This window comes from Pseudomonas oryzihabitans (assembly GCF_001518815.1).
GTDB lineage: Bacteria > Pseudomonadota > Gammaproteobacteria > Pseudomonadales > Pseudomonadaceae > Chryseomonas > Chryseomonas oryzihabitans_E.
This window is the reverse complement of the sequence record NZ_CP013987.1, coordinates 500,652-517,782: the sequence shown is the minus strand read 5'-3', so window position 1 is coordinate 517,782 and position 17,131 is coordinate 500,652. Positions and strand designations below refer to the sequence as shown.

Annotated in this window: 14 protein-coding genes and 2 tRNA genes; 1 reads left to right on the top strand and 15 read right to left on the bottom strand. The window is 62.7% G+C overall.

What is annotated here, in order from left to right; translation table 11 throughout:
* Window positions 1-14 precede the first annotated feature (14 nt).
* Window positions 15-1,505, bottom strand: coding sequence for an aldehyde dehydrogenase family protein (locus APT59_RS02375; RefSeq protein ID WP_059313376.1), 1,491 nt, complete (start codon window positions 1,503-1,505; stop codon window positions 15-17).
* A gap of 113 nt (window positions 1,506-1,618) precedes the next feature.
* Between APT59_RS02375 and APT59_RS02370 the strand changes: the two genes are divergently transcribed.
* Window positions 1,619-2,503, top strand: coding sequence for a LysR substrate-binding domain-containing protein (locus APT59_RS02370; protein WP_059313375.1), 885 nt, complete (start codon window positions 1,619-1,621; stop codon window positions 2,501-2,503).
* 184 nt (window positions 2,504-2,687) lie between these two features.
* On the opposite strand, the gene pnp is transcribed toward APT59_RS02370, so the two are convergent.
* The 14 genes from pnp to ftsH all read right to left on the bottom strand — a co-directional run bounded on the left by pnp (window position 2,688) and on the right by ftsH (window position 17,049).
* Window positions 2,688-4,790, bottom strand: a complete 2,103-nt coding sequence (pnp, locus tag APT59_RS02365; protein WP_059313374.1) for a polyribonucleotide nucleotidyltransferase — start codon at window positions 4,788-4,790, stop codon at window positions 2,688-2,690.
* A 174-nt stretch (window positions 4,791-4,964) separates the two neighbouring features.
* Window positions 4,965-5,234, bottom strand: a complete 270-nt coding sequence (gene rpsO, locus APT59_RS02360) for a 30S ribosomal protein S15 (protein WP_007162645.1) — start codon at window positions 5,232-5,234, stop codon at window positions 4,965-4,967.
* 93 nt (window positions 5,235-5,327) lie between these two features.
* A complete protein-coding gene (gene truB / locus APT59_RS02355; protein ID WP_059313373.1) occupies window positions 5,328-6,242 on the bottom strand; it encodes a tRNA pseudouridine(55) synthase TruB in 915 nt (304 codons plus the stop codon).
* A 1-nt stretch (window position 6,243) separates the two neighbouring features.
* Entirely contained in the window at window positions 6,244-6,627 is a 384-nt protein-coding gene (rbfA, locus tag APT59_RS02350; RefSeq protein ID WP_007162647.1) for a 30S ribosome-binding factor RbfA, read from the bottom strand.
* Between the two features lie 132 nt (window positions 6,628-6,759).
* A complete protein-coding gene (infB, locus tag APT59_RS02345) occupies window positions 6,760-9,318 on the bottom strand; it encodes a translation initiation factor IF-2 (protein ID WP_059313372.1) in 2,559 nt (852 codons plus the stop codon).
* A 26-nt stretch (window positions 9,319-9,344) separates the two neighbouring features.
* Window positions 9,345-10,817 (bottom strand): transcription termination factor NusA, encoded by a 1,473-nt coding sequence (gene nusA / locus APT59_RS02340; protein WP_007162649.1) that lies wholly within the window; start codon window positions 10,815-10,817, stop codon window positions 9,345-9,347.
* Between the two features lie 49 nt (window positions 10,818-10,866).
* Window positions 10,867-11,325, bottom strand: a complete 459-nt coding sequence (gene rimP / locus APT59_RS02335) for a ribosome maturation factor RimP (RefSeq protein ID WP_059316809.1) — start codon at window positions 11,323-11,325, stop codon at window positions 10,867-10,869.
* 127 nt (window positions 11,326-11,452) lie between these two features.
* Window positions 11,453-11,529: transfer RNA gene (locus APT59_RS02330), tRNA-Met, on the bottom strand.
* An 85-nt stretch (window positions 11,530-11,614) separates the two neighbouring features.
* Window positions 11,615-11,700: transfer RNA gene (locus tag APT59_RS02325), tRNA-Leu, on the bottom strand.
* 16 nt (window positions 11,701-11,716) lie between these two features.
* Window positions 11,717-12,097, bottom strand: a complete 381-nt coding sequence (gene secG, locus APT59_RS22045; RefSeq protein WP_082696266.1) for a preprotein translocase subunit SecG — start codon at window positions 12,095-12,097, stop codon at window positions 11,717-11,719.
* Window positions 12,097-12,855, bottom strand: a complete 759-nt coding sequence (tpiA, locus tag APT59_RS02320; RefSeq protein WP_059313371.1) for a triose-phosphate isomerase — start codon at window positions 12,853-12,855, stop codon at window positions 12,097-12,099. The genes secG and tpiA overlap by 1 nt, the downstream gene beginning before the upstream one ends.
* Before the next feature lie 66 nt (window positions 12,856-12,921).
* Window positions 12,922-14,259, bottom strand: coding sequence for a phosphoglucosamine mutase (glmM, locus tag APT59_RS02315; protein ID WP_059313370.1), 1,338 nt, complete (start codon window positions 14,257-14,259; stop codon window positions 12,922-12,924).
* Window positions 14,259-15,122, bottom strand: a complete 864-nt coding sequence (folP, locus tag APT59_RS02310; protein ID WP_059313369.1) for a dihydropteroate synthase — start codon at window positions 15,120-15,122, stop codon at window positions 14,259-14,261. The genes glmM and folP overlap by 1 nt, the downstream gene beginning before the upstream one ends.
* A 7-nt stretch (window positions 15,123-15,129) precedes the next feature.
* Entirely contained in the window at window positions 15,130-17,049 is a 1,920-nt protein-coding gene (gene ftsH / locus APT59_RS02305) for an ATP-dependent zinc metalloprotease FtsH (protein ID WP_059313368.1), read from the bottom strand.
* Window positions 17,050-17,131 lie beyond the last annotated feature (82 nt).

Sequence of the window (17,131 nt, the reverse complement as noted above, 5' to 3'; positions counted from 1 at the left end):
CCTGGCGGATCCACTCAGTCGAACACGATGCCCTGGGCCAGCGGCAGTTCGCGGGAGTAGTTGACGGTGTTGGTCTGGCGGCGCATGTAGGCCTTCCAGGCGTCGGAGCCCGATTCGCGACCGCCACCGGTTTCCTTCTCGCCACCGAAGGCGCCACCGATCTCGGCACCGCTAGGCCCGATATTGACGTTGGCGATGCCGCAGTCGCTGCCAGTCGCCGACATGAAGGCCTCGGCCTCACGCACGTCGGTGGTGAAGATGCAGGACGACAGGCCCTGGGGCACGGCGTTGTTCAGCGCTACCGCCTCGTCGAAATCGTCGTAGGTCAGCACATAGAGAATGGGGGCGAAGGTCTCGTGGCGTACCGCCTCGCTCTGCTCGGGCATCTCGACGATGGCCGGGGCCACGTAGTAGGCCTCGGGATACTGCTCAGCCAGCTGACGCTCACCGCCGTAGACCACCCCGCCCTCACCACGCGCCTGTTCCAGCGCACCCTGCATGGCCTGGAAGCTGGCGGCATCGATCAGCGGACCGATCAGGTTGCCTTCCAGCGGATGGCCGATGCGGACTTTGGCATAGGCGGTCTTTAACCGGGCGACGATCTCGTCCTTGACCGAACGATGGGCGATCAGGCGGCGCAGGGTGGTGCAGCGCTGGCCGGCAGTGCCCACGGCGCTGAACAGGATGGCACGTACGGCCATGTCCAGATCGGCACTCGGCGCGAGGATCATGGCATTGTTGCCGCCCAGTTCGAGGATGCTGCGGCCGAAGCGCGCCGCAACCCGCGGTCCTACCTCGCGACCCATGCGGGTGCTACCCGTGGCGCTCACCAGCGCCACCCGCGGATCGTCCACCAGGGCCTCACCGGCGGCGCGGTCACCGACGATGACCTGGCTGAGATCGGCGGGGGCATCGCCGAAGCGCGCCAGGGCCTTCTCGAACAGCGCCTGGCAGGCCAGCGCGGTCAACGGGGTCTTTTCCGAAGGCTTCCAGATCACCGGATTGCCGCAGACCAGGGCTAGGGCGGCGTTCCAGGACCAGACCGCCACCGGGAAGTTGAAGGCACTGATGATGCCGACTACACCTAGCGGCTGCCAGCTTTCGCGCATGTGGTGACCCGGACGCTCGGAGGCGATGGTCAGACCATAGAGCTGGCGCGACAGGCCAACGGCGAAGTCGCAGATGTCGATCATCTCCTGGACTTCGCCCAGGCCTTCCTGGGTGATCTTGCCGGCTTCCCAGGACACCAGTTCGCCGAGATCGGCCTTGTGCGCGCGCAGCTCTTCGCCGAGCAGCCGCACCAGTTCGCCACGGCGCGGCGCCGGCACCGCGCGCCAAGCCTGGAAGGCACGGTCGGCGCGGGAGATCTTCTGCTCCACCTCGGCGGCGCTTTCCAGGGCGACGCTGCCCAGTTGGCTACCGTCGATGGGGGAATGCACCCGATGCTCGCCTTGGGTGTAGTGCTGGGCAGAAACGCCGAGGCGTTCCAACAGGGCCTTGCTCATGCTGAGGTCTCCGCAGAAAGGAAATCGTCCCTGAGTATGGTCAGGCCAGCGGCGCCGGACAACCGACCTTTGCTCGGCATATCATTCCCTTTTTTCATGCCGCGAGTCCGCTCATGCAACGTCGCCACCTGCCGTCCATCACCGCCATGCAGTGCTTCGAGGCGGTGGCCCGTCATCTGAGCTTTACCCGCGCGGCCGACGAACTGGCGCTGACCCAGAGTGCCGTCAGCAAACAGGTCGCCCAGCTGGAAGATCTCCTGCAGCACAGCCTGTTTCGCCGGGTCCGGCGCCGCCTGCAACTCACCCCGGCCGGTGCCCTCTACCTGGCCGAGGTGGACAAGATCCTCAACCAGTTGGAGATGTCGGCGCGCTACCTGAGATCCTATGGCGGCGAGACCGAGGTGCTGCGCGTGGCCACCCCACCGACCTTTGGCGAGCGCTGGTTGGTCCCGCGGCTGAAGGGCTGGCGGCTGCGCTTTCCCAATATTCACCTGGATGTCTCCAGCGCCCTGGAACCGGTGGACTTCCGCGACCCCCGCCACGACGTGGCGCTGTTCTATGGTCACGGCAGTTGGCCGGGTGCCGAATGCGAACTGCTGCTGCACGAGCACATGGTCGCGGTCTGCGCGCCGGATCTGCTGCCCGCCGAAGGCATCGCCGGACCCGAGCAACTGGTGGACTTCGTCCTGCTGCAGAACACCACCCGCCCGGAATCCTGGCACGACTGGTACGCCAGCCAGGGTCGGGAGGAAGTGCACAGCCATCACGGTCCGCGCTTCGACACCTTCACCCTCTGCGCCCGCGCCGCCCAGGAAGGTTGCGGGGTGGCCCTGCTGCCGGAATTCCTGGTCGCCGAAGAACTGGCTTCCGGCCGCCTGGTGCTCGCCTGGCCCCACCGCCTCGCCAGCCCCCACGCCTACTGGCTGGCCTATCCGGAACAGATGGCCGAGGTGCCCAAGGTGCGCAGCTTCATCGAGTGGATTCGCGAGAAGGCGTAGTGCCCGTAGGTTGCGGCTGAGCACAGCGAAGCCCAACAGTCCCTGGCTCCACGCCGCTTTCAAGCAGTGGAGGCTGGCCTGCGTTGTCATGTTGGGCTTCACTGCGCTCAACCCAATCTACCACCTGTGTTCACCAACCATAAAAAAACCCGGCCGAGGCCGGGTTTTTTTACTCAGGGTCGTCTTAGACGCCAGAGGCTTCCGCCGCCGCCACGTCCTTGATCGACAGCTTGATGCGACCGCGGTTGTCCACGTCCAGCACCAGCACCTTCACTTCCTGACCTTCTTTCAGCACGTCGGTGACCTTCTCGATACGCTGATCGCTCAGCTGCGAGATGTGCACCAGACCGTCCTTGCCCGGCAGGATGCTGACGAAGGCGCCGAAGTCGACGATGCGCTCCACCTTGCCGACGTAGATCTTGCCGATCTCGGCCTCGGCAGTGATGCCCAGGACACGCTGCTTGGCAGCTTCAGCGGCTTCGCGGGTCTCGCCGTAGATCTTGATGGTGCCGTCGTCTTCGATGTCGATCGACGCCTTGGTCTCTTCGCAGATACCACGGATGGTGGCGCCACCCTTGCCGATCACGTCGCGGATCTTGTCCTGGTCGATCTTCATCGCCAGCATGGTCGGGGCGTTTTCGGACAGCTCGGCACGCGACTCGGAGATCACCTGGTTCATCTGACCCAGGATGTTCAGACGCGCTTCCAGCGCCTGCTCCAGAGCGATTTCCATGATCTCTTCGGTGATGCCGTTGATCTTGATGTCCATCTGCAGGGCGGTGACGCCCTTGGCGGTACCGGCCACCTTGAAGTCCATGTCGCCCAGGTGATCTTCGTCACCCAGGATGTCGGTCAGAACGGCGAACTTCTCGCCTTCCTTGACCAGACCCATGGCGATACCGGCAACCGGCGCCTTGACCGGCACACCGGCGTCCATCAGCGCCAGGGAGGCACCGCACACCGACGCCATGGAGCTGGAGCCGTTGGACTCGGTGATCTCGGAGACGACGCGGATGCTGTAGGGGAAGGCTTCCTGGGTCGGCAGCATGGCCTGGATGCCACGACGGGCCAGACGGCCGTGACCGATCTCGCGGCGGCCCGGGCTACCCATGCGACCGCACTCGCCGACCGAGAAGGGCGGGAAGTTGTAGTGCAGCATGAAGCTGTCGCGGCGCTCGCCTTCCAGGGTGTCCAGCAGCTGCGAGTCACGGGCGGTGCCCAGGGTCGCGGTGACCAGTGCCTGGGTTTCGCCACGGGTGAACAGGGCCGAACCATGGGTCTTCTTCAGCGGACCGACTTCGATCTGCAGCGGGCGTACGGTGCGGGTGTCGCGACCGTCGATACGCGGCTTGCCGTCGACGATGTTCTGGCGCACGGTGCGGTATTCCAGCAGACCGAAGGTCTCCTTGACCTCGGCTTCGCTGTACTGACCGTTCTCACCGGCCAGCTTGGCGATGGCCTGGTCGCGCAGGGCACCCAGGGCCGCATAGCGATCCTGCTTGATGGTGATGGTGTAGGCACGGGACACGGCCTCGCCGACCTCGGCCTTGACGGCTTCGATCAGGGCGGTGTTCTCGGCAGGCGCCTGCCAGTTCCAGGTCGGCTTGCCGGCTTCGGCAGCGAACTGGCTGATGGCCTCGATGGCCACCTGGAATTCTTCGTGGGCGAACAGCACGCCGCCCAGCATCTGGTCTTCGGTCAGCTCGTCGGCTTCGGATTCGACCATCAGCACGGCGTCACGGGTACCGGCCACGACCATGTCCAGGCTGGAGCTCTGCAGCTGCTCGTAGCTGGGGTTCAGCAGGTAGCCCAGCTCGGTGTGGTAGCCCACGCGGGCAGCCGCGATGGGGCCGGCGAAGGGAATGCCGGAAATGGCCAGGGCGGCGGAGGTGCCGATCATGGCGGCGATGTCCGGATCGGACTTCTTGTTGGTGCTGACCACGGTGCAGACCACCTGGACTTCGTTCAGGAAGCCTTCGGGGAACAGCGGACGGATCGGGCGATCGATCAGGCGCGAGGTCAGGGTTTCCTTCTCGGAAGGACGGCCTTCACGCTTGAAGTAACCACCGGGGATGCGGCCAGCGGCGTAGGTCTTTTCCTGGTAGTGCACGGACAGCGGGAAGAAGTCCTTGCCAACGGCGGGCTGCTTGGCACCGACCACGGTGACCAGCACGCTGACGTCATCGGTGGAGACCAGCACCGCACCGGTCGCCTGGCGCGCGATGCGGCCGGTTTCCAGGGTGAAGGTCTGCTCACCGAACTTGAATTGCTTGATTACTGGATTCACAGTCTTTCCTTCTCTTTATTGCCTTGGGGGAAATCGAGGCGACCAGAGGGATTCGGACCCTCGCTGATCTCCGGGTGACGCAAGCCGATTCTGTCGGCCTTTCAAGCAAAAAAGCCGGAGGCCGGCGCGAGCCGACCTCCAGCTTCAGACTGCTTGCAGCAGGTCTGCATCGTATTAACGACGCAGGCCCAGGCGAGCGATCAGTGCGCTGTAACGAGAGGTATCCTTGGACTTCAGGTAGTCCAGCAGCTTACGACGCTGGTTGACCATGCGGATCAGACCACGACGGCTGTGGTGGTCTTTGCCGTTGGCCTTGAAGTGACCTTGCAGCTTGTCGATATTGGCGGACAGCAGGGCAACCTGCACTTCCGGCGAACCGGTATCGCCTTCGCTTTGCTTGAACTCGTTTACGATCTGGGCTTTGTCTTCAACGCTCAGTGCCATGATAGGGCTCCTCTGAGGAACAGGCCGGGATGGATCCCGTGCTTAAGGAAAGAGGTGTGACCGTGCCTGCTGACAGCCACCCTCGGTATCGGTCTAGGACCGAATCAGTCTACGGGGAGCAACCTGCCCCTCGTCATCTATCTCGCCGATGCCGATGAAACGACCTTGGTCGTCCTGCACCCGCATCAAACCGAATTTCGGTGCATTGGCTGCCCGAACGGGCTGACCGTGCAACCAATAATAGGCGCTGTGCTGAGTCAACTGCACCAGCGGCCAATGTTCGAGGCCGCTGTCGACCGGCAGCAGGAAGCGATCCAGCGCTTCGGCACCGCCTTCGGCATGGGCCGCCTCCAGCTCGTCCAGGCTGATGGCCTGCACGAGGCCAAAGGGACCAGCCTGGGTACGTCGCAACTCAGCCACATGGGCCCCGCAACCGAGACGGGCGCCGAGGTCTTCGACCAGGGTGCGCACATAGGTCCCCTTGCTGCAGGCCACTTCCAGCGTCGCGCGATCTTCCTGCAACGCCAGGAGTTCCAGACGGGCAATAGTAACAGAACGCGCCTCGCGCTCCACTACTTCCCCGGCACGCGCCAACTTGTAGAGCGGCTGACCGTCGCGCTTGAGCGCCGAGTACATCGGCGGAATCTGCTCTATCTGGCCGCGAAACGCCGGCAGCGCCGCCTGGATGGCTGCTTCGTCGACATCGACCGTCCGTCGCTCCAACACCTCACCCTCGGCGTCGCCGGTGGTGGTGGTGACGCCCAGCTGCGCCACGGTGCTGTAACCCTTGTCGGCGTCCAGCAGGTACTGGGAAAACTTGGTCGCTTCGCCGAAGCACAGCGGCAGCACACCGGTAGCCAGGGGATCCAGACTGCCGGTATGGCCCGCCTTCTCAGCGTTGAGCAGCCAGCGGACCTTTTGCAGCGCGGCGTTGGAGGAAAAGCCGCGCGGCTTGTCCAGCACCAGTACGCCATGCACCTGGCGGCGAATACGCTTGACCTGAGCCACCCTACTCCTCCCCTTCGTGGCGACGGTCTTCGGCGACCGCCCGCTCGATCAGGGCCGACAGCTGGGCGCCGCGACGAATGCTCTCGTCGTACTGGAAGCTCAGCTGCGGAACGGTACGCAGCTTCATCGCCCGACCCAGCTGCTGACGCAGGAAGCCGGCGGCGTCCTTGAGGATGCCGATGTTCTGCTTGATGGCGTCGGCATCGTCGTCCTTGCCCAGGACGGTGATGTGCACCTTGGCATGGGACAGGTCGCGTGCGACGTCCACGCCGGTGATGGTCACCATGCCCAGACGCGGATCCTTGATCTCGCGCTGGATCAGCAGTGCCAGTTCACGCTGCATCTGATCACCGATGCGCTGGGTACGGCTGAATTCTTTGGCCATGTCGAAACTCTCGTACGAAAGGCCGCAGACACCAGGCCTGCCAGCCATGAACCTTGGAAACGCGAACGGCAAGTCCGGACCTGGCAGGGGTCTGCCAGGTCCGTGACCTGCCGTCCTGGTGCAGTCTCGCCGTTACAGCGAACGGGCGACCTGAACCTTCTCGAACACTTCGATCTTGTCGCCGACGCGGACGTCGTTGTAGCTCTTCACGCCGATACCGCATTCCATGCCGGCACGCACTTCGGCCACGTCATCCTTGAAGCGACGCAGGGATTCCAGCTCGCCTTCGAAGATGACCACGTCTTCGCGCAGGACGCGGATCGGACGGTTGCGGTGCACCATGCCTTCGGTGACCATGCAGCCGGCGACGGCGCCGAACTTGGGCGAACGGAAGACGTCACGCACCTCGGCGATACCCAGGATGTTCTCCCGGACGTCACTGCCCAGCATGCCGGTCAGCGCCTTCTTCACATCTTCGATGATGTCGTAGATGACGTTGTAGTAACGCATGTCGAGGCCTTCCTGCTCGACGATCTTCCGCGCCCCGGCATCGGCCCGGACGTTGAAGCCGAACAGCACGGCATTGGAGGCCAGCGCCAGGTTGGCATCGCTTTCGGTGATACCACCGACGCCACCGCCGACCACGCGTACCTGGACTTCGTCGTTGCCCAGACCGGACAGCGAACCCTGCAGCGCCTCGAGGGAGCCGCGCACATCGGACTTGAGCACGATGTTGAGGGTCTTCTTCTCGTCCTGGCCCATGTTCTCGAAGATGTTCTCGAGCTTGCCGGCATGCGCGCGAGCCAGCTTGACCTCGCGGAACTTGCCCTGACGGAAAAGCGCCACTTCCCGGGCCTTCTTCTCGTCGGTCAGCACGGTGAGTTCGTCACCGGCATCCGGGGTACCGTCCAGACCAAGGATCTCGACCGGAATGGACGGGCCGGCTTCCTTGATCGGCTTGCCGTTCTCGTCGAGCATGGCACGGATGCGACCAAAGTTGACGCCGACCAGGGCCATGTCGCCCTGCCGCAGGGTACCGTTCTGTACCAGCACGGTAGCGACCGGACCACGGCCCTTGTCCAGGCGCGATTCGATGACCACACCGCGACCGGGCGCTTCCGGCGTAGCGGTCAGCTCCAGGACTTCGGCCTGCAGCAGGATGGCTTCGAGCAGCTCGTCCACACCGGTACCGGCCTTGGCCGAGACGTGCACGAACTGGGTATCGCCGCCCCACTCTTCCGGGATGACCTGACGACCGGCCAGATCGTGCTTGACGCGATCCGGATCGGCATCGGGCTTGTCGATCTTGTTGACCGCCACGACGATGGGGACACCTGCCGCCTTGGCGTGCTGGATGGCTTCCTCGGTCTGCGGCATGACGCCGTCATCGGCCGCGACGACCAGGATGACGATGTCGGTGGCCTTGGCACCACGGGCACGCATCGCGGTGAACGCGGCGTGACCAGGGGTATCCAGGAAGGTCACCATGCCACGCTCGGTTTCCACGTGGTAGGCACCGATGTGCTGGGTGATGCCACCGGCTTCGCCCGACGCGACCTTGGCGCGACGGATGTAGTCCAGCAGCGAGGTCTTACCGTGGTCGACGTGACCCATGACGGTCACTACCGGCGCACGGTGCAGGGCCTTGCCACCCTCGAACTTGAGGGATTCGGCCAGCTGGTCTTCCAGGGCGTTCTCGTTGACCAGCTTGACCTTGTGGCCCAGCTCTTCGGCCACCAGCTGCGCCGTCTCGCGGTCGAGCACCTGGTTGATGGTGGCGGGAGACCCCATCTTGAACATGAACTTGATGACTTCGGCGGCCTTCACCGACATCTGCTGAGCTAGCTCAGAGACGGTGATGGTCTCACCTAGATTGACTTCGCGCACTACAGGTCCTGTCGGGCTCTGGAACCCGTGTTGGTTTCGCTTCTTGAGTCGCGACTTGCCACCGCGACCGCCACGCCGGCCAAAGCCCTCTTCCTCGTCGTCGCCACTGCGCACGGTACGAGGAGCTGCGACCTTGTCCTTGATCGACGGGCGATGCTGGGCATTCTTGCGCTCACGACGCTCGTCTTCTTCGCGCTTGCTGCTCGGGGCAGGATGCACGGGACGACGCGGTTCTTCGCGCTTGCGCTCGCCAGCCGGATCGGCCTTCTTGGCCTCGGTGGCAGCTTCGGCAGCGGGCTGCTGCTCGGCCACCACGGCAGGTGCTTCCGGCGCAGCCGGGGCTGCGGCTTCGGTAGCGACCGCCTGCGCCTGCTCGACCTGGGCAGCGGCTTCGGCCTGCTGATGTGCAGCTTCTTCAGCAGCACGCTGGGCTTCTTCCTCGGCGCGCGCCTGGGCGGCAGCCTCTTCAGCGGCACGCTGGGCTTCCTGCTCGCGGCGCTGCTCGGCTTCAAGCTCGGCAGGGCTGCGCTTGACGAAGGTTTTCTTCTTGCGGACTTCGACACTGACGGTCTTGCTGCCGGCCACTTTCAGTGTGGTCTGGGTCTTGCGCTGCAGGGTGATCTTGCTTGGCTCGTCGAGCTGCGCAGTCCCCTTCAGGTGCGTCAGCAGCGCCTGCTTCTCCGCATCGCTCACCAATTGCTCGGCGCTGCTATGCGTCAGACCTGCCTCGCGCATCTGCTGTAGCAGACGTTCCACCGGCGTATTGACCGTTTGGGCCAGTTCTTTCACCGTGACTTGCGTCATGCACTTCTCTCCTCAGACTGCGCCGCTTACTCGAACCAATGGGCACGGGCAGCCATGATCAGCTTGCCGGCACGCTCTTCGGTCATGCCGTTGATGTCGAGCAGGTCGTCGATCGACTGCTCGGCGAGCTCTTCGCGATTGACCACGCCACGCTGGGCCAGCGCGCTGGCGAGCTGGGGATCCATGCCGTCGAGGGTCAGCAGATCTTCGCTGGGGCTCTTCTGTTCTTCCGTTGCGATGGCCCGGGTAAGCAGGCGATCCTTGGCCCGGGTACGCAGCTCGTTGACGATGTCTTCGTCGAAGCCATCGATGTTGAGCATCTCTTCCATGGGCACGTAGGCCACTTCCTCGAGGGAGGTGAAGCCTTCTTCCACCAGCACCTGCGCCAGTTCCTCGTCGACATCCAGCTCGTCGATGAAGCGCTGGATGATGTCGCCGGTCTCGGCCTGTTGCTTGGCGTTGATGTCCGCTTCGGTCATCACGTTGAGCGTCCAACCGGTCAGCTGACTGGCCAGGCGCACGTTCTGGCCGCCACGGCCGATCGCCTGGGCCAGGTTATCCTCGGCGACGGCGATGTCCATGGTACGGCTGTCTTCGTCGACGATGATCGAGGCGACTTCGGCCGGAGCCATGGCGTTGATGACGAACTGCGCCGGATTGTCATCCCAGAGGACGATGTCGACACGCTCGCCACCCAATTCACCGGATACCGCCTGGACACGCGAACCACGCATGCCGATACAGGCGCCCTGCGGATCGATGCGCTTGTCCTTGGAGCGAACGGCGATCTTGGCCCGCGAGCCCGGATCCCGAGCGGCTGCCATGACATCGATCAGCTGCTCGGAGATTTCCGGTACTTCGATGCGGAACAGCTCGATCAGCATCTGCGGATCGGTACGCGACAGCATCAGTTGCGGACCGCGATTTTCCGTACGGATTTCCTTGAGCAGGGCACGCAGACGCACGCCCATGCGGAAGGTCTCACGGGGAATGATGTGCTCACGCGGCAGCAGCGCCTCGGCATTGTTGCCCAGGTCGACGATCACGCTGTCACGGGTAACCTTCTTGACGGTTCCCGAGATGATCTCGCCGACCTTCTCGCGATAGGCGTCCACCACCTGAGCCCGCTCGGCCTCGCGCACCTTCTGCACGATCACCTGCTTGGCGGTCTGGGCAGCGATCCGACCGAATTCGATGGACTCGATCTTCTCTTCGATCACTTCACCGGCCTTGACCCCAGGATGCTCTTCCTGGGCGTCTTCCACCGTCAGATGCGAATCGGGCAGCTGATAGTCTTCGTCTTCCACCACGGTCCAGCGGCGGAAGGTCTCGTAGCTGCCGTTGTGTCTGTTGATCGACACCCGCAGATCCACATCTTCTTCGTAGCGTTTCTTGGTAGCCGTGGCGAGAGCCAACTCCAGTGCCTCGAAGATGACGCCGGGTGGAACACCCTTCTCGTTCGAAACAGATTCCACTACCAGCAGAACTTCTTTGCTCATCTTACGCCTCGTATTCGCAATCCTTGGGATCCGCGGTCTCGCGCTCAAATCACTCGAAACGGGGAACGACGTTGGCCTTGTCGATCATCTCGATGGGTAGCAGATACTCATGCTCGTCCACCTGCACCACGACATCCTGGTCTTCCACACCGCGCAGCAAACCCTGGAAATTACGTCGCCCGTCGAAGGGCGACCGAAGTTTGACCTTTATCTGCTCACCGGCATGGGCAGCGAATTGCTCCAACGTGAACAGGGGCCTATCCATACCGGGGGAAGACACCTCGAGGGTGTATTCATTGGTGATGGGATCTTCCACATCGAGTACGCCACTGACTTGGCGGCTGACCTTCTCGCAGTCTTCTACGAGAATGCCATTGGGATGATCGATGTAGACACGCAGTAGCGAATGCCGCCCTTGGGAGATGTACTCGACACCCCAGCAGACATAGCCAAGCGCCTCGATGACGGGGGCCAGCAAGGCCTGCAACTGTTCTAGCTTGCTCGACACCTGGTTGCCTCGCGTTTTTTGAGAATAAAAAATGGGCATTACGCCCATCCCTAAGAGGTCTGCGCAAGAAAGCGCGACCCGAACTGTCCAGCCAACAAAAAGCCCCTATAAAGGGGCTTTAAAAAACTGGTTGCGGGGGCTGGATTTGAACCAACGACCTTCGGGTTATGAGCCCGACGAGCTACCAGACTGCTCCACCCCGCGTCAAAGCTGGAGCGAGATTATATTCAACTCTACTATAAGAGTCAACCTACTCTCTCGCCGCGTCCTGCTGGACGTCTTTGCTATTTGGTGCCGAAGATGGGACTCGAACCCATACAGCCTGTGGCCACTACCCCCTCAAGATAGCGTGTCTACCAATTCCACCACTTCGGCATGAAACCTTTGAAACCTACTTGGACTCCCGGGGCACGTCCCCGGAAGTACCGCCTTGAGCAGCACGCGGCTGGCTCAGGGGAACATCGTTACCATCCTGCTTCGGCTGACGAGCCTGCTGGACTGGCTGAGTGGGAAGACCCACTTCACGCAGACCCAGCGCACGGTCTTTAGCGTAATACCCCAGACCCAGACTAGTCGCGAAAAAAACCGCAGCTAGTATAGCAGTAAAACGACTCAGAAAGGTAGCAGAACCTTGACTACCAAAAACGGTACCCGAGGCACCCGCACCAAAGGATGCACCTGCTTCAGCACCCTTGCCCTGCTGCATCAACACCAGCACGATCAGGCCAAGCGCCATCAGCAAGTGGATCACTACAACTGCAGTTTCCAACATTATCCACGTCCTGCAGCGCGGCAAATCGCACTGAACTCTTCAGCATTCAGGGAGGCACCACCCACCAGCCCCCCATCGATATCCGGCATGCCGAACAACTCGGCAGCATTGGCGGCTTTGACACTACCGCCATACAGCAACTGAAGCCCTTCCGCGACTTCAGCATCGGCCTCACGCACCAGGGCGCGAATCGCCGCATGAACCTCTTGCGCCTGCTCCGGCGTCGCCGTAAGCCCGGTACCTATCGCCCAAACGGGCTCATAGGCCACCACGGCACGGGTGAAAGCCGCGACTCCAACTGCGTCGATCACCGCCTTCAGCTGGCCACCGACCACGTCCAGAGTACGCTCGGCCTCCCGCTCTTCACGGGTTTCACCGACGCAGAGCACGGGAATCATCCCGCCCTCCTGGATGGCCGCGAATTTCTTCGCCACCACCTCGTCATCCTCGCCCAGCAGGGCACGCCGCTCGGAATGCCCCACCAGCACGTAACGGCAACCGAATTCCACCAACTGCGTCGAGGATACCTCGCCAGTCAGGGCCTTCTCGCCAGCGACAGGAGCACAGGTCTGAGCCCCCACCATCAGCGACGTCGCCGTCAAACCTTCAGCCACCCCCGGCAGATGCACCAATGTCGGAATCACCACGACATCGACACCAGACACGCCGTCCAACCCTTTCAAGCCTGCGACCAATGCGGACACGCTCTGCAGCGAGCCATGCATTTTCCAGTTACCGGCAACCAGGGAACGACGCATGCGTTTTACCTCAGGGAGCGAAGTGGGCGCAGATGTTACTCAATCGAAAACAGGCATGCAAGCAAATCAAGCACATACCTCAGTTATCAATTGAGCGAGCGCTTCGGCATGGGCACGAACCTCACGCTCGTTTTCGCCTTCGACCATGACCCTGACCAACGGCTCGGTACCGGATTTACGCAGCAGCACCCGTCCCTTGCCGGCCATTTTCTCGGTCACCTCTGCGCTGGCCTGCTTGACCCGGGGATTCTCCAGAGGATCCTGGCCGCCGCCGAATCTCACGTTGATCAACACCTGCGGACACTTGCGCAGCGCCATGCGTGCCTGGGCCAGGGTCTGACCGGCATTGCGCAGGGCGATCAGCACCTGCAGCGCGGCGATGGTGGCGTCACCTGTGGTGGTGTACTGGCAGCAGACCACGTGCCCGGAGTTCTCACCGCCCAACACCCAATTGCGCTCCAGCAGCTCGGCCATCACATAGCGATCGCCGACCTTGGCCCGCACGAAGGGGATATCCAGCTCGGCCAGCCCCAGCTCGAGACCGAGATTGCTCATCAGGGTACCCACCACCCCACCCTCGAGGCGACCACGGCGCTTGAGATCGCGCGCGATCAGATAGAGCAGCTCGTCGCCATCCACTGCCGCCCCGGTGTGATCCACCATCAGGACCCGATCACCGTCGCCGTCGAAGGCGATGCCGATGTCGGCGTGCTGGTCGAGCACCGCTTGCTGCAGGCCCTCCAGGTGAGTGGAGCCGCAGTCCTTGTTGATGTTGAGCCCATCTGGCTGCACGCCCAGCACGCTGACGTCCGCACCGAGCTCACGGAAGACGCTGGGCGCGATCTTGTAGGTCGCACCGTTGGCGCAATCCAGCACGATCTTCATCCCAGCGAAGCTGGTACCGGTCGGTACGCTGCTCTTGCAGAACTCGATGTAGCGACCGGCCGCATCGTTGATGCGCGAGACCTTGCCAATCCGCGCCGAGTCGACCACGGTCATCGGAGTATCGAGCAGCTCCTCGATCATGGTCTCGAGCTCATCGGGCAGCTTGGTGCCGGCGCCGGAAAAGAACTTGATGCCGTTGTCGTAGTAAGGATTGTGCGAAGCACTGATGACAATGCCGGCGCTGGCCTGGAAGGTTCGCGTCAGATAGGCGATACCCGGTGTCGGCATGGGACCGAGCAGCATGACGTCCGCACCGGCGGCGGACAGACCGGCCTCCAGCGCCGACTCGAACATGTAGCCCGAGTTGCGCGTGTCCTTGCCGACCAGCACCCGACAGCCGCCGCGGCTGCGAAAGGCGATGCCTGCCGCCCAGCCCAGCTTGAGCATGAAATCCGGCGTAATGGGATAGGTCCCGACCTTGCCGCGAATGCCATCGGTTCCGAAATACTTTCTTGCCATCAGTTTTGTTCCTGCCTGAAGCCTTCGACCGCAGTGATCATCTTCACCACGTCCACTGTTTCCGCCACATCATGAACCCTCAGGATCTGAGCCCCCTTGGTCAGCGCCAGGGCCGCCAGCGCCAGCCCACCCGCCAGGCGGCCCTCCACGGGCCGCCCAGTGACCGCGCCGATCATGCTCTTGCGCGAGACACCCACCAGCAAGGGTAGCCCAAAGGCGAGCAATTCGGTTTGCCGCTTAAACAGTTCGAGGTTGTGCTCCAGAGTCTTGGCGAAGCCGTACCCCGGATCCAGCACCAGACGCTCGCGAGCGATGCCAGCCATCTCGCAACGTGCGATCTGCTCGCCGAGAAAGGCGCCAACCTCCCCCGCGACGTTGGTATAGACGGGCGCCTGCTGCATGGTGCTTGGCTCGCCACGCATATGCATCAGGCAAACCGCCAGGCCGGTAGCGGCAGCCGCCTCAAGAGCGCCAGGACGCCGCAGCGAGCGCACATCATTGATCAGGCCGGCACCGGCCAGAGCGCCTTCGCGCATGACCGCTGGCGCGGAGGTATCCAGGGAAATAACGACATCCAGCTCCCGAGCGATCGCCTGAACCACCGGAATTACCCGATCGAGCTCTTGAGCCTCGGATACCGCTGGGGCCCCTGGCCGTGTGGACTCCCCCCCTACATCGATGATGGCCGCACCGGCCGCCACCATTGCTTCCGCATGGCGCAGGGCACCCTCTACTGCCGTGTAACGGCCGCCATCGGAAAAGGAGTCAGGGGTGACGTTGAGGATGCCCATAACTTTGGGCGCGTCAAAAACAAGAACCCGATTGCCGCAAGGCAATCGGGTCGAAGGAAACGGATTGAACATGGGTGTTTCAGTGTTCTCCAGCCGGACCACCGATGGGCGTCTCAGGACGGTCACTGCCACTCTGTGGCGATGCGGGCGCATCCCCGGTCGGACCACCGCGATCGTGCCAGTCGCGCGGTTCACGCGGGACCTTGCCAGCCATGATGTCGTCGATCTGATCGGAATCGATGGTCTCGTACTTCATCAAGGCATCAGCCATGAGTTCGAGCTTGTCACGATTCTCGTCGAGCAGACGCTTGGCGGTGTTGTAGCAGTCGTCGATGATGCGGCGGATCTCCACGTCGATCTGCTTGGCAGTCTCGCCCGACATGTTGCCACCACCACCGCCGCCGGAACGACCCAGGTAGCCTTCGTTCTCTTCCTCGCCGTACAGCAGCGGACCGAGCTTCTCGGACAGGCCCCACTTGGTCACCATGTTACGTGCCAGGGAAGTCGCTCTCATGATGTCGTTGGAGGCACCCGTGGTGACGCCTTCGAAGCCCAGGGTCATTTCCTCGGCGATACGGCCACCGAACAGCGAGCAGATCTGGCTTTCCAGCGCCCGCTTGGACAGGCTGTAACGATCTTCCTCGGGGAGGAACATGGTCACGCCCAGGGCACGGCCGCGAGGAATGATGGAGACCTTGTAGACCGGGTCGTGCTCGGGCACCAGGCGACCGACGATGGCATGACCGGCTTCGTGGTAAGCGGTATTACGCTTCTCCTTCTCGGACATGACCATGGTCTTGCGCTCGGCGCCCATCATGATCTTGTCCTTGGCCAGCTCGAACTCACGCATGTCGACGATGCGCTTGTTGGCACGGGCGGCGAACAGGGAAGCTTCGTTGACCAGGTTGGCCAAGTCGGCACCGGAGAAACCCGGAGTACCCCGAGCAATCACGCTAGCATCGACGCGATCACCGACCGGCACCTTGCGCATGTGCACCTTGAGGATCTGCTCGCGACCGCGGATGTCGGGCAGCCCGACCACGACCTGACGGTCGAAACGACCGGGGCGCAGCAAGGCAGGGTCGAGGACATCGGGACGGTTGGTAGCGGCAATGACGATGATGCCATCGTTCATTTCAAAGCCATCCATTTCCACCAGCAGCTGGTTCAGGGTCTGCTCGCGTTCGTCATGACCACCGCCCATGCCGTTGCCACGATGGCGACCAACCGCATCGATCTCGTCGATGAAGATGATGCAGGGAGCGTGCTTCTTGGCCTGGTCGAACATGTCGCGTACGCGACTGGCGCCGACACCGACGAACATCTCGACGAAGTCCGAACCGGAAATGGTGAAGAAGGGCACCTTGGCCTCACCGGCAACAGCCTTGGCCAGCAAGGTCTTGCCGGTACCGGGCGAACCGACCATCAGCACGCCACGGGGAATACGCCCACCCAGGCGCTGGAACTTGCCCGGATCGCGCAGGAATTCAACCAGCTCGGTGACCTCTTCCTTGGCTTCGTCGCAACCGGCGACGTCAGCGAAGGTGGTCTTGACCTGGTCTTCCGACAACAGGCGCGCCTTGCTCTTGCCAAAGCTCATGGGACCACCACGACCGCCGGCACCTCCCTGCATCTGGCGCATGAAGAACATGAAGACGGCGATGATCACCAGGATCGGGAAGCTGGCCACCAGCAGTTGAGTCCAGATGCTCTGCTGCTCGGGCTGCTTGCCGGTAATGGTAACGCTGTTATTGACCAGATCGCCGATCAGGCCATTGTCCTGTATCGCTGGACGGATGGTCTTGAAGGGGTCGCCATCGCGATGCTTGCCGGTGATGACATAGCCATCCACGGTCACGCTCTCGATCTGCCCGTCCTTCACCTGCTGGATGAAGTCGGAGTAGTTGAGCGTCTGGGGTTCGTTGGGGCTGGAGAAGTTGTTCATCACGGTGACGAGCACCGCGGCGATGATCAGCCACAGGATCAGATTCTTTGCCATGTCGTTCAATTGACTACCCTCTGCGCCGGTTTCGTGGGTAAACCGTTCGAAGCGAAACCGGCAGTGACCGGTAAGTTACTAC